This is a genomic window from Streptomyces sp. T028 (assembly GCF_048159505.1).
Lineage (GTDB): Bacteria > Actinomycetota > Actinomycetes > Streptomycetales > Streptomycetaceae > Streptomyces.
This window is the reverse complement of the sequence record NZ_JBLRVZ010000031.1, coordinates 158,455-177,173: the sequence shown is the minus strand read 5'-3', so window position 1 is coordinate 177,173 and position 18,719 is coordinate 158,455. Positions and strand designations below refer to the sequence as shown.

17 protein-coding genes and 2 tRNA genes are annotated in these 18,719 nt (G+C 71.3%); 12 read left to right on the top strand and 7 right to left on the bottom strand.

Annotated features, from left to right (window positions below; all coding sequences use genetic code 11):
• Positions 1-151: 151 nt before the first annotated feature.
• The 4 genes from ACLZN2_RS29605 (at position 152) to ACLZN2_RS29590 (ending at position 5,610) form a co-directional block, all read left to right on the top strand.
• Positions 152-3,130: a UPF0182 family protein gene (locus ACLZN2_RS29605; RefSeq protein ID WP_416982436.1), complete on the top strand. Its 2,979-nt coding sequence runs from the start codon at positions 152-154 to the stop codon at positions 3,128-3,130.
• Between the two features lie 40 nt (positions 3,131-3,170).
• A tRNA-Met gene (locus tag ACLZN2_RS29600) sits at positions 3,171-3,244 on the top strand.
• 207 nt (positions 3,245-3,451) lie between these two features.
• Positions 3,452-5,392 (top strand): tetratricopeptide repeat protein, encoded by a 1,941-nt coding sequence (locus ACLZN2_RS29595; protein WP_416982366.1) that lies wholly within the window; start codon positions 3,452-3,454, stop codon positions 5,390-5,392.
• A 144-nt stretch (positions 5,393-5,536) separates the two neighbouring features.
• Positions 5,537-5,610, top strand: a tRNA-Met gene (locus ACLZN2_RS29590).
• A gap of 76 nt (positions 5,611-5,686) precedes the next feature.
• Here ACLZN2_RS29590 and ACLZN2_RS29585 read toward each other — a convergent pair.
• The 3 genes from ACLZN2_RS29585 to hisN form a co-directional block, all read right to left on the bottom strand.
• Positions 5,687-6,103, bottom strand: coding sequence for a Fur family transcriptional regulator (locus tag ACLZN2_RS29585; protein WP_416982365.1), 417 nt, complete (start codon positions 6,101-6,103; stop codon positions 5,687-5,689).
• A 122-nt stretch (positions 6,104-6,225) separates the two neighbouring features.
• On the bottom strand, positions 6,226-6,618 hold the full coding sequence (locus ACLZN2_RS29580) for a cyclic nucleotide-binding/CBS domain-containing protein (protein ID WP_416982364.1): 393 nt from the start codon (positions 6,616-6,618) through the stop codon (positions 6,226-6,228).
• 174 nt (positions 6,619-6,792) lie between these two features.
• Positions 6,793-7,593 (bottom strand): histidinol-phosphatase, encoded by an 801-nt coding sequence (gene hisN, locus ACLZN2_RS29575; protein ID WP_416982363.1) that lies wholly within the window; start codon positions 7,591-7,593, stop codon positions 6,793-6,795.
• Positions 7,594-7,785: 192 nt separating this feature from the next.
• On the opposite strand from hisN, the gene ACLZN2_RS29570 reads away from it, so the two are divergent.
• Positions 7,786-8,391 (top strand): TetR/AcrR family transcriptional regulator, encoded by a 606-nt coding sequence (locus tag ACLZN2_RS29570; RefSeq protein WP_416982361.1) that lies wholly within the window; start codon positions 7,786-7,788, stop codon positions 8,389-8,391.
• A gap of 23 nt (positions 8,392-8,414) precedes the next feature.
• On the opposite strand, the gene ACLZN2_RS29565 is transcribed toward ACLZN2_RS29570, so the two are convergent.
• The 4 genes from ACLZN2_RS29565 to ACLZN2_RS29550 form a co-directional block, all read right to left on the bottom strand.
• On the bottom strand, positions 8,415-8,738 hold the full coding sequence (locus tag ACLZN2_RS29565) for a DMT family transporter (protein ID WP_416982359.1): 324 nt from the start codon (positions 8,736-8,738) through the stop codon (positions 8,415-8,417).
• Positions 8,739-8,814: 76 nt separating this feature from the next.
• Complete coding sequence (rsgA, locus tag ACLZN2_RS29560; RefSeq protein WP_416982358.1) at positions 8,815-9,825, bottom strand: ribosome small subunit-dependent GTPase A; 1,011 nt, start codon at positions 9,823-9,825, stop codon at positions 8,815-8,817.
• 14 nt (positions 9,826-9,839) lie between these two features.
• A complete protein-coding gene (aroA, locus tag ACLZN2_RS29555) occupies positions 9,840-11,147 on the bottom strand; it encodes a 3-phosphoshikimate 1-carboxyvinyltransferase (RefSeq protein WP_416982357.1) in 1,308 nt (435 codons plus the stop codon).
• 151 nt (positions 11,148-11,298) lie between these two features.
• A complete protein-coding gene (locus ACLZN2_RS29550) occupies positions 11,299-12,021 on the bottom strand; it encodes a M50 family metallopeptidase (protein ID WP_416982356.1) in 723 nt (240 codons plus the stop codon).
• A 50-nt stretch (positions 12,022-12,071) separates the two neighbouring features.
• On the opposite strand from ACLZN2_RS29550, the gene ACLZN2_RS29545 reads away from it, so the two are divergent.
• The 7 genes from ACLZN2_RS29545 (at position 12,072) to ACLZN2_RS29515 (ending at position 18,582) form a co-directional block, all read left to right on the top strand.
• Positions 12,072-12,887 (top strand): SOS response-associated peptidase, encoded by an 816-nt coding sequence (locus ACLZN2_RS29545; protein WP_416982355.1) that lies wholly within the window; start codon positions 12,072-12,074, stop codon positions 12,885-12,887.
• Positions 12,888-12,897: 10 nt separating this feature from the next.
• On the top strand, positions 12,898-13,536 hold the full coding sequence (locus ACLZN2_RS29540; RefSeq protein ID WP_416982435.1) for an alpha/beta family hydrolase: 639 nt from the start codon (positions 12,898-12,900) through the stop codon (positions 13,534-13,536).
• 257 nt (positions 13,537-13,793) lie between these two features.
• Positions 13,794-14,483, top strand: a complete 690-nt coding sequence (locus ACLZN2_RS29535; RefSeq protein WP_055631554.1) for a sigma-70 family RNA polymerase sigma factor — start codon at positions 13,794-13,796, stop codon at positions 14,481-14,483.
• On the top strand, positions 14,480-14,800 hold the full coding sequence (rsrA, locus tag ACLZN2_RS29530) for a mycothiol system anti-sigma-R factor (protein ID WP_416982353.1): 321 nt from the start codon (positions 14,480-14,482) through the stop codon (positions 14,798-14,800). The genes ACLZN2_RS29535 and rsrA overlap by 4 nt, the downstream gene beginning before the upstream one ends.
• A gap of 132 nt (positions 14,801-14,932) precedes the next feature.
• On the top strand, positions 14,933-16,276 hold the full coding sequence (locus tag ACLZN2_RS29525; RefSeq protein WP_416982352.1) for an HD-GYP domain-containing protein: 1,344 nt from the start codon (positions 14,933-14,935) through the stop codon (positions 16,274-16,276).
• The gene (locus ACLZN2_RS29520) at positions 16,273-17,496 is read left to right on the top strand and encodes an HD-GYP domain-containing protein (protein ID WP_416982351.1); all 1,224 of its coding nucleotides are present in this window, start codon (positions 16,273-16,275) and stop codon (positions 17,494-17,496) included. The genes ACLZN2_RS29525 and ACLZN2_RS29520 overlap by 4 nt, the downstream gene beginning before the upstream one ends.
• 105 nt (positions 17,497-17,601) lie before the next feature.
• Positions 17,602-18,582, top strand: coding sequence for a tetratricopeptide repeat protein (locus ACLZN2_RS29515; RefSeq protein ID WP_133912498.1), 981 nt, complete (start codon positions 17,602-17,604; stop codon positions 18,580-18,582).
• The last annotated feature ends 137 nt before the right edge of the window (positions 18,583-18,719 follow it).

The following is an 18,719-nucleotide window of genomic DNA, read 5'->3' as shown; positions in this document are numbered from 1 at the left end:
TCTCGTTCTCGGGCGGAATCGGGAACCGAGTAAACGGTGAGTAAGTTGCATAGGTGTGGGCCCACGAGCACGGGGGGCCACTGGGGGCCGGCGAACACGTGGGCCTGAGGGATCGACAGCGAACTTCGAGGTGCGCACCTTGGCTTTCCAGATGCCGGACCGCGGCGGAGGCCCGACAGGGCCGCGGATGAGAGTCGGCCGCCCGTCCCGGCGGGTCCGGACCCTGCTCATGACGCTGGGCGTCCTTGCCGTTCTCGGCATGGCGTTCACCATGTTCGCCGGGTTCTGGACGGACTGGCTCTGGTACCGGTCGGTGAACTACTCGTCCGTGTTCACCACCACACTCTGGACCAAGATCGGCCTGTTCTCCGTCTTCGGTCTGCTGATGGCGCTCGCGGTCGGTTTCAACATCTGGCTCGCCCACCGGCTGCGGCCCCCGCTGAGCGCGATGTCGGTGGAGCAGCAGAGCCTCGACCGCTACCGCATGGGCATCGCCCCGTACAAGAGGTGGCTGCTCCTCGGCATCACCGCCCTGGTGGGGCTGATCGCCGGCGCCTCGGCGGCCGGCCAGTGGCGGACCTGGCTGATGTGGGTCAACGGCGTGTCCTTCGGACAGAAGGACCCGCAGTTCCACCTCGACGTGTCGTTCTTCGCCTTCGACCTGCCCTGGTACCGGTTCCTGCTCGGTTTCGGCTTCGCCGCCACGATCCTCTCGCTGATCGCCGCCGCGCTCACCCACTACCTGTACGGCGGGCTGCGCGTCACCAGCCCCGGCGCGCGCGCCACGGCCGCCGCCACCGGACACCTGTCGGTGCTGCTCGGTGTCTTCGTCACCCTGAAGGCGGTCGCCTACTGGCTCGACCGGTACGGCCTGGCCGTGAAGTCCAGCGACTTCAAGGCGACGGACAACTGGACGGGCCTGAGGTACGTCGACGCCAACGCCTACCTCCCGGCCAAGACGATCCTGTTCTGCATCGCCGTCATCTGCGCTCTGCTGTTCTTCGCCACCCTGTGGCGGCGCACCTGGCAGCTGCCCGTGATCGGCTTCGGCCTGATGGTGCTCTCGGCGATCCTCATCGGCGGGCTGTACCCGGCGATCGTCCAGAAGTTCCAGGTCCAGCCGAACGAACAGGCCAAGGAAGCCCCGTACGTCGAGAAGAACCTCAAGGCGACGCGTGAGGCGTACGGCATCGACGGCGCGCAGGTCACCGAGTACACAGGGACCAGCACCACCAAGGACAAGACGCAGCTGCGTGACGACGTGGACGCCACGGCGAGCATCCGCGTCCTGGACCCGAACATCGTCTCGCCGACGTACCAGCAGCTCCAGCAGATGCGGAAGTACTACGCCTTCCCGACCAACCTGGACGTGGACCGCTACAACATCAGCGGCTCCGACGAGGACACGGTCATCGGTCTGCGCGAGCTGAACCTCGCGGGCGTCGACAAGCAGAACTGGATCAACAACCACTTCCGCTACACCCACGGCTACGGCGTGGTGGCAGCCAAGGGCACCACCGCCGACTCCGAGGGCCGCCCGGTCTTCACCGAGTCCAACCTGCCCTCCGAGGGCGACCTCGGCACCTACGAGCAGCGCGTCTACTACGGCGAGAAGACGACGACGTACTCGATCGTCGGCGGTCCCCAGAAGGAGATCGACTACTCCGACGACTCCGGCGAGAAGACCACCAGCTACACCGGCAAGAGCGGGGTCAACCTCTCCAACCCGGTCAACCGGGCGGCGTACGCGGTGGCGTTCGGCGAACCGCAGATCCTGTACTCCGGCGCGATCGGTGAGGGCTCGCGGATCCTGTACAACCGCACGCCCAAGGACCGCGTCGAGGCGGTCGCCCCCTGGCTGACCATCGACGGCGACGCCTACCCGGCCGTCGTCGACGGGAAGATCCAGTGGATCGTCGACGCGTACACCACGACGAACGGCTACCCGTACGCCTCCCGTACGACCCTCGGCGACACCACCGCCGACTCGCTGACCGCGACCAACGACAACCGCGCGGTGGTGGCCCAGCAGAACCAGGTCAACTACATCCGCAACTCGGTGAAGGCGACGGTCGACGCGTACACGGGCGAGGTCAAGCTCTACCAGTGGGACACCGAGGACCCGGTCCTGAAGACCTGGATGAAGGCGTTCCCCGGTACGGTCGAGCCCAAGTCGGACATCTCGACGTCGCTGATGGCGCATCTCCGGTACCCGCAGGACCTGTTCAAGGTGCAGCGCGAACTGCTCAGCCGCTACCACGTCAAGGACGCCACGACCTTCCTCAGTGGCAGCGAGGTCTGGCAGGTGCCGGACGACCCGTCCAACAAGTCGGGCGACGCGGTGCCGCCGTACTACCTGAGCATGAAGATGCCGGACCAGCAGGCGCAGGCGTTCTCGCTGACGACGACGTTCACGCCCAACGGACGCGACAACCTGAGTGCCTTCATGGCTGTGGACTCCGAGGCGGGGACGTCCGGTTACGGCAAGATCAGAATCCTGAAACTGCCGACGAGCACCACCGTCGACGGACCGAAACAGGTCCAGAGCCAGTTCAACTCCGAACAGGACATCGCCGAGTCGATCAGACTCCTCAAGGGCGGTGACTCCGACATCGAGTACGGCAACCTGCTGACGGTGCCGCTCGACGGGGGACTGCTCTACGTCGAGCCGGTCTATGTGCGCGGTGGCGGGCTCAAGTACCCGCTGCTGAAGAAGGTGTTGGTGACCTACGGCGGCAACACCGCCTTCGAGGACACCCTCGACGAGGCCCTCAACAAGGTCTTCGGCGCGCAGAGCACGACCCCGCCGGAGGACGAGGGCGACACCACCACACCTCCGTCGTCCACCAACCCGACGGTCCAGGAGGCGCTGGACGACGCACAGAAGGCGTTCACCGCCGGCCAGGAAGCCCTGAAGAAGGGCGACTGGGAGGCGTACGGCAAGGCGCAGAAGGACCTCGAGGCCGCCCTGAAGCGGGCCGAGGCCGCGCAGGACGAGGCGGACAAGAGCGCCAACAAGGCGAGCAGCAGCCCGAGTCCGAGCGCCACTCCGAGCAGCGGCAGCGGCGGCGCCAAGGCGAGCAGCAGCCCCAGCCCGAGCAGTAGTCCGAGCAGTAGTCCCAGCGGCTGATCAAGCCCATCCCGCGTCGTGATACGGTTGTGGAACACGACGCGGGGTGGAGCAGCTCGGTAGCTCGCTGGGCTCATAACCCAGAGGTCGCAGGTTCAAATCCTGTCCCCGCTACTGAAGACGAAGGCCCGGATCCGGTACACGGATCCGGGCCTTCGTCATGTGCGAACGCATGTGCCGTCGTGAGGCATCGCCGCGCCGCTGTGGGGACTTGGGGGAACTGTGTTTGACTTGTCTCTCTGTGGGCATGTCGACAAAACGCTGAAGTGACCTCACGGGCTGCGGTATACACAGGTGTACCCGGGTGCAGGTGGTGCGACGATGGACGTTATGGGGGACAAGGCAACTCTGTTCGAGACAGGGCGGTTTGTGCAGCCTTCCGGTGAGGAAGCGACCCCGGTCGAGACTCCGGACGAGAACCGGGTCGAGAGCCGGGACTGGACGGCGGACGCCGTCGAGACGGTGAAGACGGACGAGACGGTAGAGACGGACGAGACGGTAGAGACAGAAGAAGCAGCCGAGACGGGGGTGACGGTCGAGACGGGGGAGGCCGTCGAGGAGATGCGGCTGCGGCTCGCCGCGGGGGCCGGAGACGCCGAGGCGACCAGCGTCCTCGGCGCCATGCTGCTGCGCCGAGGCGACCTGGACGGGGCCGAACCCCATCTGCGCGCCGCCACCGCGGCGGGCGACCGGGCTGCCGCCAACAACCTGGGCGTCCTGCTGCACCAGCGCGGGTACGCCGACGAGGCCGCCGGATGGTGGCGGGTCGCCGCCGTCGCCGGCTCCGCCGCCGCCGCGCACGCGCTCGGGCGCCACTGTCGCGAGTGCGGCGACGAGCCCGCCGCCGAGTACTGGCTGCGCCAGTCCGCCGAGCAGGGCCACGCCCTCGGCGCGTACGCCCTCGCCGACCTGCTGGAGCACCGCGGGGACGGCGGGGCCGAGCGGTGGATGCGGGCAGCCGCCGAGCGCGGGCACCGGGAGGCGGCGTACCGGCTGGCGCGGGCACTGGACCGCAGGGATTCGCGGGACTCCGACGGCGACAACGGTGTCTCCGTACCGGCGGAGGCCGAGCAGTGGTACCGGCAGGCCGCCGCCCGCGGCCACCGGAGAGCCGCCCTGCACCTCGGGTCGATCCTGGAGCGCAAGGGAGAGCTGAAGGAGGCCGGCCGCTGGTACCTGACGTCCGCCAAGGACGGCGAGGCGCGGGCCGCCTGCGCGCTCGGGTTCCTGCTGCGCGACGCCGGCGACACCGAGAACGCCGCGATCTGGTGGCTGCGGGCCGCCCAGGACGGCGACGGCAACGCGGCCAACGCACTGGGCGCGCTGCACGCCGAGCGCGGCCAGACCCAGACCGCCGAGCGCTGGTACCGGGCCGCCATGGACGCCGGTGACGACAACGGCGCCTACAACCTCGGGCTGCTCTGCGCCGAGCAGGGCCGTACCGCGCAGGCCGAGCAGTGGTACCGGCGCGCGGCGTACGCCGGGCACCGGGAGGCCGCCAACGCGCTGGCCATCCTGCTGCTCCAGGTCGGGGACACGGCCGGGGCGGAGCCCTGGTTCTCCAAGGCGGCGGAGGCGGGCAGCGTCGACGCCGCGTTCAACCTCGGGATCCTCTTCGCGGGGCGCGGCGAGGACGTCGTGGCGCTGCGGTGGTACGAGCGGGCCGCTTCCGCCGGGCACACCGAGGCGGCGCTGCAGGTCGGCATCGCCCGGCTGCGCGAGGGCGAGGAGCAGGAGGCCGAACGGCATCTGCGGTGCGCCGCGGGCGGGGGCAGCGCGGAGGCGGCGTACCGGCTCGCCGCGGTACTGGACGCACGCCGGCCGCCGCAGCCCGCGCACGAGCTCGGGGAGATCGCGCACGAGAAGACCGAGTGCGAGGAGTGGTACGAGCGGGCCGCCCAGCAGGGGCACCGGCGGGCCCAGGTGCGGGTCGGGATGCTCGCCGCGGCCCGGGGGGACGTGTGCGAGGCGGCGCGGTGGTACCGGGAGGCCGCCGAGGCCGGGTCGCGCAACGGGGCCTTCAACCTGGGGCTGCTGCTCGCGCGGGAGGGGAGTGAGCCGGAGGCGGTGGTGTGGTGGACGCGGGCCGCCGATGACGGGCACGGGCGGGCGGCGTTGCGGCTCGCCCTCGTCTACGCGCGTCGGGGGGAGCTTGCGGAAGGGCAGCGGTGGGCGGACCGGGCGGTGTCGCTGGGGCCGGGGGAGGTCGCGGAGCGGGCGGCGCGGTTGCGGGACGCGTTGGGGCAGGAGCTGTCGGCCTGACGGTGCCCTGTGCTGACAGGGGGCTCTGCCCCCTGGACCCCCGGCCTTCGCCCACCCACCACCCGACTCGGTGGGACAAGAAGGGGCACGCCCATAACTGATTTGCCTCTGCGCTCCCCCTTCACGTAACGTTGCATTCACCGACGCGGGGTGGAGCAGCTCGGTAGCTCGCTGGGCTCATAACCCAGAGGTCGCAGGTTCAAATCCTGTCCCCGCTACTGAAGGCCGAGGGCCGGAATCCAAAAGGGTTCCGGCCCTCAGTCGTGTCCGACCCTGTGCCTGATACGTGACCGGCTAGGCCGCCGCGCAGCTCGGGCAGATGCCGCGGTACGTCACCTCGACGTCCGAGACCGCGAAGCCGAAGCGCTCGGTGTCGGGGAGGTCGGCCAGCGGGTTGCCGGTCGGGTGGACGTCACGGATGGCGCCGCACCGCGCGCAGACCAGGTGCTGGTGCGGGCGGTGGGCGTTGGGGTCGTACCGCTTGGCGCGCCGGTCGGTCGCGACCTCGAGCACCTCGCCGAGGGAGACCAGCTCACCGAGTGTGTTGTAGACGGTCGCCCGGGAGATCTCGGGCAGCTTGGCGACAGCCCTGGCGTGCACCTCGTCGGCCGTCAGGTGGACGTGTTCGCCGTCGAGGACCTCGGCCACGACGCGTCGCTGCGCGGTCATCCGCCATCCGCGTCCGCGCAGCCGTTCCAGAAGGTCACTCATGCGCACCAGCCTAACAGCAGGAGGAACAGTTCCCGATCGGGTGTGACTTTGGAGCCATACCTGACTTAGACATTGTCCATTACCGGATCGGGGCTGTCCATGCTGTGTCGAGCGGGGTGTGCTCAGGCGGGGACGCGCTGGCGGGCCGGTGCCCAGCAGCGGATGATGTCGCGGACCGAGACGATCCCGGCGGGTTCGCCTCCGTCGAGGACGATCAGATGCCGGAAGCCGCCGTGGGCCATGGCCTGGGCCGCCTCCTCCAGGGTCCAGGTCGGGGCGGCGAAGACCACGTTGTTGGTGGTGTGGGCGTGGGTGCGTTCCGTGTCCGGGTTCTGGCCGAGACCCACGGAGTTGAGGATGTCCCGTTCGGTGAGGATGCCGATGCCGCCAGCGTCCGGGTCGAGGACGAGGGCGGCGCCGACGCGGCGGGCGGACATCAGGGCGGCGGCCTGGCGGAGGGTGTGGTCGGGGCCGATGGTCAGGACCAGCGTGCTCATGGCGTCTCGGACGAGCATGGGATGGAGCCACCTCCTACTGGAATCCATGCCGCAAGTGCATTGATTCACAAGTTCACAAGTGGGGGGATCCTCAGAGTCTCAGGTAAAGCGGGGGTCAACAAGAGGGCGCGCGCGGCCAATTGAGGGCGCACACGCTCACATGTGTCGGTCGGTACCGCCCGCCGAGGCCGGTCAGTACCGTCCGCCGAGATACGACAGCAGCTCCTCGTGGAGCAGACCGTTGGACGCGGCCCCGTTGCCGCTGTGCGGGCCCGGGCGGCCGTCGAGGCCGGTGAAGGTGCCGCCCGCCTCCGTCACGACGATCGCGTTGGCCGCCATGTCCCACAGGGAGAGCTCCGGCTCGGCACACAGGTCCACCGAGCCCTCGGCGACCATCATGTACGGCCAGAAGTCGCCGTACGCGCGCGTGCGCCACACCTCACGGGTCAGGTCCAGGAAGCCGTTCAGATTCCCACGCTCCTCCCAGCCGGTGAGCGAGGAGTACGCGAAGGACGCGTCGGACAGCTTCGAGACCTTGGAGACATGCAGCCGGGTCGCGGAGGACAGACTGCGGCCGCTGTAGGCACCGTGCCCCTTCGCGGCCCACCAGCGGCGGCCCAGGGCCGGAGCGGAGACCACACCGACCACCGGGTGGTAGCCGCCCTCGCCCGCCTCCGTCAGCGAGATCAGCGTCGCCCAGACGGGCACGCCGCGGACGTAGTTCTTGGTGCCGTCGATCGGGTCGATCACCCAGCGGCGCGGGCCCGTGCCCTCGATGCCGTACTCCTCGCCGAGGACCGCGTCCCGGGGGCGGGCGCGCTGGAGCTGGCCGCGGATCAGTTCCTCGGCGGCCTTGTCGGCCTCGCTCACCGGGGTCATGTCCGGTTTGGTCTCGACCTTGAGATCGAGGGCCTTGAAACGGTCCATGGTGGCGGCGTCGGCGGCGTCCGCGAGGACGTGCGCGAGACGGAGATCGTCGAGGTAGTCCGGCATGGGACGAACGGTATCCGGCCCGGTCGGGCAAGGCCACAGGGGACCGGGCGCCATGGACGTGCGGGGACTGTGTCGTGGACGTGCGGGGACCGGCCGGGGAGCCCGCCGGCCGGCCCCACCGCGCCCGCGAACCCTTGACAGTGCCCCCGCGCGCGTCAACTCTGGGCAGCATCCGCTCGCCCCCGGGAGGCGATGATGCCTGCAGCGCGGGAATCCCTGCTGGACGCCGCCTACGCGGCGCTCGCCCTGCGGCCGTGGTCCGCGGTGCGGATGGTGGACGTCGCGGCGACCGCCGCGGTCTCCCGGCAGACGCTGTACAACGAGTTCGGCAGCAAGGAAGGGCTGGCCAGAGCGCTGGTGCGGCGGGAGGCCGACGCCTATCTCGCCGGGGCCGAGCGGGCGCTGGCCGTGCACGGCGACGTCCGCGATCGGCTTGTCGCCGCCGCCGAGTGGACGTTCACCGCCGCCCGCGGCAACGCGCTCGTACGGGCCCTGCTCACCGGCTGCTGGAGTGAGCGTCTGCCCGCGCCCACGCTCTCGGCGGTGCCGTCCTCCTCCGCCGTGCCGGCGCAACGGCGGGCGGACGGACCGCTGCCCTCGCCCGGCGATCTCGTCACCGCCGTACGGGACCGGGCCGTGGCCGTGCTCGGCGGCCCCGGCGCGGCCCGCGCGGACGCCGCCGAACTGGCCCGCGCCTGCGAACTCGCCGTCCGGCTCGCCCTGTCCTGCGTGGCGGCCCCGCCGACGGGGGAGGACGGGGTGGCGGACCTGGTGCGGGGAGTGCTGCAGCGGCCGTAGGCCGGTCAGGGGCCGTAGGCAGGTCAGTGGGCGGAGCCCGACAGCTGCAGGCCGATCACGCCGGCGATCACCAGACTGATCGAGACGATCTTCAGGACGGACACCAGATCGCCGAGGAAGATCATGCCGTAGATCGCGGTGCCCGCCGCGCCGATACCCGTCCACACGGCGTACGCCGGGCCGACGTCGAGCTTCTTCAGGGAGAGGGTCAGCAGACCGAAGCTGCCGAGGGCGAAGGCGGCGAAGGCGATGGTGGGCCACAGCCGGGTGAAACCGTGGGACAGCTTCAGACAGACGGCGAAACCGGTCTCGAGCAACCCGGCCACGATGACCAGCAGCCACGCCATGTGCTGTCCCTCCGTATGTCCGGCTCGATGCGATTATGCACTTACCGGACTCACGTCCTGACAAACAATGCGGAGGTCAGTCGCCCTCCTTGCGCTCCCGTGTCGCCAGCAGCCGGCGCAGCGAGTACAGCCGCGCCGGGTCCGCGTGGCCCTCGGCGACCCACTCGTCGAGGGCGCAGTCCGGCTCGTCGTGACTGCACGCGCGCGGGCAGCCCTCGGTGCCCGGTTCCAGGTCGGGGAAGGCGTGGATCACCCGGGACGGATCGACGTGGTGCAGGCCGAAGGACCGGACGCCCGGAGTGTCGATCACCCAGTCCCCGGTGCCCGCCAGGGGCAGCGCCAGCGCCGAGGTCGTGGTGTGCCGGCCACGGCCGGTCACCGCGTTGACATGACCGGTCAGCCGCCGCCGCTCCTCGGGGACCAGCGCGTTGACGAGGGTCGTCTTGCCGACACCCGAATGCCCGACGAACGCCGTGATCCGCCCGGCCAGCAGCTCGCGCACCCGGTCCGCCGCGCCGCCGTTCTCCAGTTCCTCACGGCTGGTGACCACGTACGGGATGTCCAGGTCGCCGTACAGCTCCAGCAGCTTGTCCGGCGGGGCCAGGTCCGACTTCGTCATCACCAGCAGGGGCGTGAGGCCGCCGTCGTAGGCCGCGACCAGACAGCGGTCGATCAGCCGGGGCCGGGGTTCGGGGTCGGCGAGGGCCGTGACGACCGCGAGCTGGTCGGCGTTGGCGACGACCACCCGCTCGAACGGGTCGTCGTCGTCCGCGGTGCGGCGCAGCACCGAGGTGCGCTCCTCGATGCGGACGATCCGGGCGAGCGTGTCCTTCTTGCCGGACAGATCGCCGACCAGGGCGACCCGGTCGCCCACGACCGCCGCCTTGCGGCCCAGTTCACGGGCCTTCATCGCGACGACGATCCGGTCCTCGACCAGACAGGTCAGCCGGCCCCGGTCCACGGTGAGGACCATGCCCTCGGCCGCGTCCTCGTGCTTGGGACGGATATGCGTACGAGGCCGGTTGCCCTTGCGGTTGGGGCGGGAGCGGATGTCGTCCTCGTCGGTGTGCTTGCCGTAGCGGCGCATGACTGTTGCCGTCCCTATCCCGCGAGCATCCCGGTCCACAGCTCCGGGAAGTCCGGCAGGGTCTTCGCCGTCGTCGCCACGTTCTCGATCCGGACGCCCTCCACGGCCAGGCCGACGACCGCACCGGCGGTCGCCATGCGATGGTCGTCGTACGTCCGGAAGGTCCCGCCGTGCAGCGGGCGTGGGCGGATGTGCAGCCCGTCGGCCGTCTCGGTGACGTCACCGCCGAGTTCGTTGATCTCCTTGGTGAGCGCGGCCAGCCGGTCCGTCTCGTGCAGCCGCAGATGGGCCACGCCCCGCAGCGTGGACGGGGAGTCCGCGAGCGCGGCGACCGCCGCGATGCCCGGCGTCAGCTCGCCGACGTCACCCAGGTCGACGTCGACACCGTGGATCGCACCCGAACCGGTGAACACCAGGCCGTAGTCGGTGAGCTCGCAGGAGCCGCCCATTTCGGTGAAGATCTCCCGCAGCCGGTCACCCGGCTGGGTGGTCCTGGCCGGCCAGTCCGGGATCAGCACCCGGCCGCCCGTCACCAGCGCCGCCGCCAGGAACGGCTGCGCGTTCGACAGGTCCGGCTCGATCGTCAGGTCCCGGCCCAGCAGCGCGCCCGGCGTGACCCGCCAGACGTTCGGCTCGCCGCCCGACTCCGGGGTGTCCACCTGGGCGCCGACCGCGCGCAGCATGTCCACCGTCATCCGGATGTGGGGGAGGGAGGGGAGCGTCGAGCCGATGTGGCGGACCTCGACACCCTGATTGAAACGGGGGGCCGACAGCAGCAGCGCCGACACGAACTGCGACGACGAGGACGCGTCGATGTCCACCGGGCCGCCGTCCAGCGCGCCCGAGCCGTGCACGGTCAGCGGCAGCGCGCCCCGGCCGTCGTCGTCGATCCGGGCGCCGAGGACGCGCAGCGCGTCGATGACGCCGTGCAGGGGGCGCTCGTACGAGCGGGGGTCGCCGTCGAAGCGGACGGGGCCGTCGGCGAGCGCGGCGACCGGAGGGAGGAAACGCATGACCGTGCCCGCGTTGCCCACGTCCACCGTGGCCGGGCCGTGCAGGCCCGCCGGGAGGACGCGCCAGGCCTCGCCGGTGCCGTCGGGGCCCACGCCCTCTTCGATCTCGATGCCCATCGTCCGCAGGGCCTCGGCCATCAGCAGCGTGTCGCGGGAGCGGAGGGGGCGGCGCAGCCAGCCGGGCTCCGAGGCGAGGGCGGCGAGGACGAGGGCGCGGTTCGTGACCGACTTGGACCCCGGCACGTGGACTGTCGCGTCGACGGCTTCGCTCGCGGTGGGGGCGGGCCAGAGGGGCGGGGTTTTGGGCATGCGTTCACTTTAGTCTGCGGTGGGTTGTCGAGTGCGGTGCGCTGTCGGGTGCGGCGCCGTCGTGGCTGGTCGCGCAGTTCCCCGCGCCCCTGGGGGTGCGCCCCTGCGGGGCTGCACCCCGTTCCCCCCTTTACAGGCCCAGCAACCAGCTTTACAGGCCCAGCAACCAGCGGCCGCCGCCCATCAGGGCGCACAGCGACACCACGTGGAACAGGAACAGCCACAGCGCCGCAGGTACATGGGTCAGCCTCGACAGTTGGTCCGCGTCCGAGTCGCCCGCGCCGCCGCGCCGCCGCTTCACCTGGAGTTCGAACGCCGGGCGTACGCCGCCCAGCAGCAGGAACCACACCACCGCGTACGCGAACGCCGCCTGGACCTGGGGGCCCGCCAGCCAGGAGACCAGGAGGAACGTGCCGCCGGTCAGGACGACCGTCAAGGCGCCGTAGGCGTTGCGGATCATCACCAGCATCGCGACCAGGAGGGCCGTGGCCAGCCACAGGAGGAGGGTGATGCGGCCCGCGCCGAGGAGGGCCGCGCCGCCCAGGCCGAGGAGCGGGGGCGCGGTGTAGCCGGCGGCGGCCGTGAGGATCATGCCGATGCCGTACGGCTTGCCGCGGCTGACCGTGAGGCCGCTGGTGTCGGAGTGCAACCGGATCCCGGTCAGCTGGCGGCCCGTCAGCAGCGCCACCAGGCCGTGGCCGCCCTCGTGGGCGATGGTGATCGCGTTGCGGGATATCCGCCACAGACTGTGCGGGACGACGACCGCGAGGGCCGCGACCGCCGTCGCGATCACCACCCACAGGTCGGGGTCGGGCTGGGTGCCGACGAGACGGTCCCACAGGTCGGGCAGCGCTAGGGCGGCGGTGCTCTCCATCTTCGGCTGTGGCTCCCTCTCGTCGTGTCGAGTCTGGCAGTGTGGCACGTATGTGCGGACGGTATGCAGCGAGTCGCAGGCCCGAGGATCTCGCAGGAGTCTTTGAAATCGAGAAGTGGGAGCCCGAGGAAACCCTTGAGCCCGACTACAACGTGGCGCCGACCAAGGAGGTCTACGCCGTCCTCGACCGTCCGTTGAAAGACGCCGGCGACCCGCGCCCGGTTCGGCAGCTGCGCAAGCTGAAGTGGGGGCTCGTGCCGTCCTGGGCCAAGTCGCCCGAGGGCGGCGCCCGGATGATCAACGCGCGTGCCGAGACCGTCCACGAGAAGCCGTCGTACCGCCGCGCCTTCACCTCGCGCCGCTGCATCCTGCCCGCCGACGGCTACTACGAGTGGGTCACCGCCAAGGGCGAGCGCGAGCTGGAGGTCGAGGGGAAGAAGAAGCGGCCGCGCAAGCAGCCGTACTTCGTGCTGCCGGCCGACGGGTCGGTGTTCGCGATGGCCGGGCTGTACGAGTTCTGGCGGGACCGGACCCTGCCCGACGACCATCCGCAGGCCTGGTGGGTGACCTGCTCGGTGATCACGACCGAGGCCGAGACCACCCCGCTCGCCGTGGCCCCCGCCGACGGCCCGTACGCGCTCGCCGAGATCCACCCCCGGATGCCCCTGATGCTCACCCCGGACCGCTGGGACTCCTGGCTCGACCCGGCCCGTACCGACCCCGAGGACCTGCGCTCCCTGCTGGAGCCCCCGCCGGCCGGGCTGATGCGCGCCTACCCGGTGTCCACGGCCGTCAGTAATGTCCGCAACAACAGCCCGGAGCTGCTCAAGGAGCTGGAAGGGCCCGAGGAGGGCACACTCTTCTGACGTGAGCACAGTGAGCACAGCGACCACCGAACTCGTCCCCACCGACGCCGGCGACGCCCGCGTCACCTGGCACCCGGCGAAGCGGCCCCGGCTCGTCCTCGCCGTCAGCCACGGCGCCGGCGGCGGCATCGAGGCGCGCGACCTGAGAGCCCTCGCCGCGGTGCTCCCCGCCCATGGCGTCACCGTCGCCCTCGTCGAGCAGCCCTGGCGGGTCGCCGGAAAGAAGGTCGCGCCCGCGCCGAAGACCCTCGACGTCGGCTGGCGCGGGATCTGGCCCGCGCTCGTGCGCCCCGGCCTCCCGGTGATCTCCGGCGGGCGCAGCGCCGGCGCGCGCGTGGCCTGCCGTACGGCGGTCGAGCTCGGCGCCCACGCAGTCCTCGCGCTCAGCTTCCCCCTCCACCCGCCGGGCAGGCCGGAGAAGTCCCGCGCCGGGGAACTGCTGGGGTCCGGTGTGCCCACGCTCGTAGTCCAGGGCGGCAACGACACGTTCGGGCGGCCCGAGGAATTTCCCGAGGGGGCGTACGAGATCGTCGAGGTGCCGTACGCCGACCACGGCCTCGCCGTGCCCAAGCGGGCGGAGCTCACCCAGGAGCAAGCTGTGGAGCTCGTCACGGACGCGGTCGTGAAGTGGACCGGGTCACTCGGGTAAAGCTTCGGGAATGTTGCGGGGCGGATCGCTGTTGACCCCGGCAGAAGTGCTGAACACGCAGCACCTACGTCGTGGGAGAGGAAGTCCACCGCATGGGTTCGACCATCTGCCCGAGCCGTTCCAGCCGCACCGAACTGGACTGGACGGTGCTGCACGCGGCCAGGACCACTCCTTTTGGAGCGGCGGCAGGCACAGGTCGTCGTCTATCCTCCGATTCGAGTGGGACCGGTTTCGGTCCTGCCCGCAATCTTGAGGAGGTGGGTCCGGTCACCGGTACCGACGCAGGGACCGACAACGGCCAGGCGGAGCTGCCCGAGGGCCAGGGCGTGGGCACGAGCGACGAGTCGTCCGCGGAGCGCAGCGCGCGCTTCGAGCGGGACGCGCTCGACTACCTCGACCAGATGTACTCGGCGGCGCTGCGCATGACGCGCAACCCGGCGGACGCCGAGGACCTGGTGCAGGAGACGTACGCCAAGGCGTACGCGTCCTTCCACCAGTTCCGTGAGGGCACCAACCTGAAGGCCTGGCTGTACCGGATCCTCACCAACACCTTCATCAACTCGTACCGCAAGAAGCAGCGCGAACCCCAGCGCAGCGCGGCCGAGGAGATCGAGGACTGGCAGCTCGCCCGCGCCGAGTCGCACATGTCGACAGGTCTGCGTTCCGCCGAGTCGCAGGCGCTGGACCACCTGCCCGACTCGGACGTGAAGGAAGCGCTTCAGGCCATTCCCGAGGAGTTCCGCATCGCCGTGTACCTCGCGGACGTCGAGGGCTTTGCGTACAAGGAGATCGCGGACATCATGGGGACACCCATCGGTACGGTGATGTCCCGGCTGCACCGGGGCCGCCGTCAACTGCGCGGCATGCTCGAGGACTACGCCCGTGAGCGCGGGCTGGTCCCGGCCGGCGCCGGGGACTCGAACGAAGCGAAAGGCTCGGGCTCATGAGCTGCGGAGAGCCGCACGAGACGGACTGCAGTGAGGTACTCGATCATCTCTACGAGTTCCTCGACAGTGAGATGCCGGACGTCGATCGCGACAAGTTCAAGCAGCACTTCAGCGAGTGCTCGCCGTGCCTGGAGAAGTACGGCCTCGAAGAGGCCGTGAAGAAGCTGGTCAAGCGGTGCTGCGGCCATGACGACGTACCGACCGACCTGCGCGCCAAGGTCCTGGGACGGCTCGATCTGATCCGTTCCGGGCAGGCCGTGCCCGAGCACGACGTGACGGCCGCCCCGGTCGCCCCGGCCACTCCGCAGGAGTCCTGACGGGGCCCGTCGTCACCCGAATGTGCTAATCAGCGGGTGATACGCCCGCAGAGCCACCCCACCCCACGCCACCCTTGGCTCCGAAGCCCGGACCGCTGACGGAGCCCGGACAGGCATCGCTGGGGAGGCGTCATGGAGGGAGTGCCGGCGCGGGCGCGCGGCTACGTCGCCGGTGCCGCCCTCGCCGCCCTGTTCTGTCTGTCCCCGCTCGCCACAGCCCCGCTCGCCACAGCCCCGCCGACCATGGCACCGGGCACGCCCTGGTGGGCCGTGGGACTGCTCGCCGCGCTCTACGCGGCGGGTGAGCAGTTCGCCCGGCGCCGGTTCGCCGGGACCTTCTCCCCCGTCCTGCTCGCCGGGGCGTTTCTGTTGCCACCGCCCGCCGCCGCGCTCGTCCCGCTTCCCGGGGCCCTGTGCTCGCACGTCGAAAAGGGCCCCTTTCTGCTGCGGCGGGTTTGGCGGGCGGCCCAGTCGGTCCTCGCGGTGTGGGCCGCGGCCCACGTCCACGAGGTGCTGGGCGGGCGGGAGGCCGTGGTCGGCTCCGACGTGCCGTACGCGCTGCTGCCGGCGGGCGCGGCCGTCCTCGCCCACTGCGCGGCGCTCGCCGTTCTGGACGGCGGGATGCTCGCGCTCGCCGAGGGGCTGCCGCCGCTCAAGGTCTGCCGGGGCCTGTTCCTGCGCTCCCTCGCGCCCCTCACCGTGCACGGACTCGCCGGGCTGATGATGGCCGTCCTGTGGCGCAGCCCCTACGGGCCGGTCGCCGCGCTGCTCGTGCTGTTCCCGATGACGGTGTCCTGGTGGGTGTTCGCGCAGTACCACCGGGAGCGGGCCGCGCACCGGGCGACGATCCGCGCGCTGGTGCAGGCCGTCGACATCAAGGACGACTACACGCGCGGCCACAGCGAACGCGTCGGACACGCCTCGATGATGATCGCGCGCGAGCTGGGGATGGACGAGCGCCGGGTCGAGGTCATCCGGTTCGCCGGGATCCTGCACGACGTCGGCAAGCTCGGCGTGCCCACCCGGCTGCTGCGCAAGGACGGTCCGCTGACCCCGGAGGAACGGCGCGTGATCGAACTGCATCCGGAGTACGGGCACGAGATCACCCGGGGGATCTCCTTCCTCGGCGAGGCCCGCTCGGCGATCCTCCACCACCACGAACGGATCGACGGCAGCGGCTACCCCTACGGGCTGGTGGGCCGTCAGATCCCGGAACCCGCACGGGTGGTGGCCGTCGCCGACGCCTTCGACGCGATGACCTCCACCCGCAGCTACAGCCGGGCCCGGCCGGTGGAGGTCGCCCTGGAGGAGCTGGAGCGGTGCGCGGGCACGCAGTTCGACCCGCGGATGGTCACGGCCCTGGCGAGGGTGATCGGACGGGACGGCTGGCATCCGGTGGTCACGTCCGACGAGGCCCGTGCCCCCACCGTCCCCCGGCCCGCCTCCGCCCCCGACCGCCCGGGGGTGTCCCGATGACCCCGCGCAGCCCCCTGCACACCGCGGCCGCGCTGCTCGCCGTCGGCTCTCTCCTCGTCACCTTGCGCACCGGCATCGAGGAGGGAGCCGTAGCACTGGCGTTCGGGGCGCTCGTCGCCGTGGGGGAGGCGATGAGCGGGCCCGGGCTGCGGGAGACCGCGCCGCTCGGGGCCGCCGGCGGACTGTCGTACGCCCTGCTCGGGGAGCACGCCGGACACCCCGGCCATCACGGGGTCGCCCAGGTCGTCTCGGTGGTCGCCGCCGCCTCGCTGCTCGGCAGCGTGCCCCATCTCGCCCGCGGACACGGACCCGTCCTCGACCACCTCGTCCGCCGGGTCCTGGCCGTCGGCTTCGCGGCCGTCTGCTTCCAACCCCTCTACAACAACGGGGCCTTCGACCACTGGCGCGGCCCTCTCTACGCCCTCGTCCTGCTCGCGCTCCTCGTCCTCACCGTGCTGTGCGACGCCGTGATCGCCGCCGTGCTCGCGCACTCCCGCACCGGCTGGCCGTTCCCCCCGCTGCTCCGCGACGAACTGCGGGCCGTGCCCGGGATCGGCTCGGCGGTGTGCGCGACCGGCGCGGTGATGGCGCTCGCGGTCGCCGTCGTCGGCCTGTGGGCGCTGCCCGTGTTCTCGGTGCCGCTGCTGCTCACCCAGCTGTCCCTGCGCCGGTACGCCGACGTCCGCGCCACCAACCGGCAGACCATCGTCTCCCTCGCCCGCGCCACCGAGATCGCCGGCTACACCCCGCCCGGGCACGCCCGCCGGGTCGCCTCCCTCAGCCAGGCCGTCGGCCGGGACCTCGGGCTGCCGGAGGCGGAGCTGACCGTCCTTGAGTACGCGGCCCTCATGCACGACATCGGCCAGCTCAGCCTCGTCGACCCGGTCCCGGCCGGCGCCACCTCCGGCCTCCCGGCGGCCGAGCAGCGCCGGATCGCCCTCCTCGGCGGGGCCGTCGTCCGCCAGACCGGGGCGAGCGCCCAGGTCGCGGCGGTCGTCGAGCGGCAGGCCGACCCCTACCCCGAGCAGCCGCGTCCCGCCCGCATAGTCCGCGTGGTGAACGCCTACGACGAGAAGGTGCGCGGAACCGGCCCCGGCGGCCCGCTCACCGCCCTGGAGGAGCTGCGCCTCGGCACCGGCGGGGAGTACGCGCCGGAGGTCGTCGAAGCGCTGGCCAGGGTGCTTTCCCGGGACTGTCTGACCCTGCCCAAGGGTGGGTAACCCATGGGTAATGAGCGCCCTCCCAGCCGCACGTGGTTGGATGCGAGGGAGAGAGTGTCCGGGGGCACTGGCCAGCCCACTGAACGGAACTGGCAGGCGGGAATCGTGAGGATCTTCGGCAAGGGACGGCACCGGCCCTCCGCCTCCTGGCGGCAGGCCACGGACCGCGCGTTCACGCTGATCGGCGACGGACGGTACGAGGACGCGGGCGCGCTGCTGACACGTGCCGCCGATCTGGAGCCCTGGCTGTCGGAGTCCTGGTTCAACCTCGCCCTGCTGCACAAGTTCCGGCACGACTGGGAGCAGGCCCGCACCGCGGGGCTCCGCGCGGTCGCCCTCCTCGACCGGGAGACCGGCGCCCCCGACTGGTGGAACGTCGGCATCGCCGCCACCGCGCTCCAGGACTGGCCGCTGGCCCGGCGCGCCTGGCAGGCCTACGGGCTGCATGTGCCCGGCAGCGGCATCGGCTCCGGCGAGCCCGTCGGCATGGAACTGGGCAGTGCCGCCGTACGGCTGTCTCCCGAGGGCGAGGCCGAGGTGGTGTGGGGGCGGCGGCTGGACCCCGCGCGCATGGAGGTGCTGTCGATCCCGCTGCCGTCGTCCGGGCGGCGCTGGGGCGAGGTCGTGCTGCACGACGGGGTCCCGCACGGCGAGCGGACCACGGCCGCCGGGCACTCCTACCCCGTCTTCGACGAGATCGAGCTGTGGGCGCCGTCCCCCGTGCCGACCTGGGTGGTCCTGCTGGAGGCGGCCACGGAGGCCGACCGGGACGCGCTGGAGCAGCTGGCCGCCGACGCGGGGTTCGCGGCGGAGGACTGGTCGTCGTCGGTGCGGCTGCTGTGCCGGATGTGCTCGGAGTCGCGAATGCCGTCCGATGAGGGGGACGGGGAGCATCTCGATCCCCACGATCACAGTGAGCCCGGGCATCCGGGGCCGCTGGGGCATCGAACGGACGGGCAGTTGTGGGTGCCGGAGCGGGAATGTGGGGTGGCTGCGCCGGCTTCCCTGGTGAGGGGCCTGTTGGACGGGTGGGTTGCCGACAGCCCGGATTCCAGGGACTGGCGGGACTTGGAAGAGGTTTGCTGAGCTGGTTCCCTGGCTGCGGGGCCGTTGTGGCTGGTCGCGCCCCGCGGCGGAGCCGCATATCGAAACAGCCCCGCGCCCCTGAAGGGCGCGTCCACGTACCCTGTATCCGCAACTTCACCCCCGGTTTTTCAGGAAGG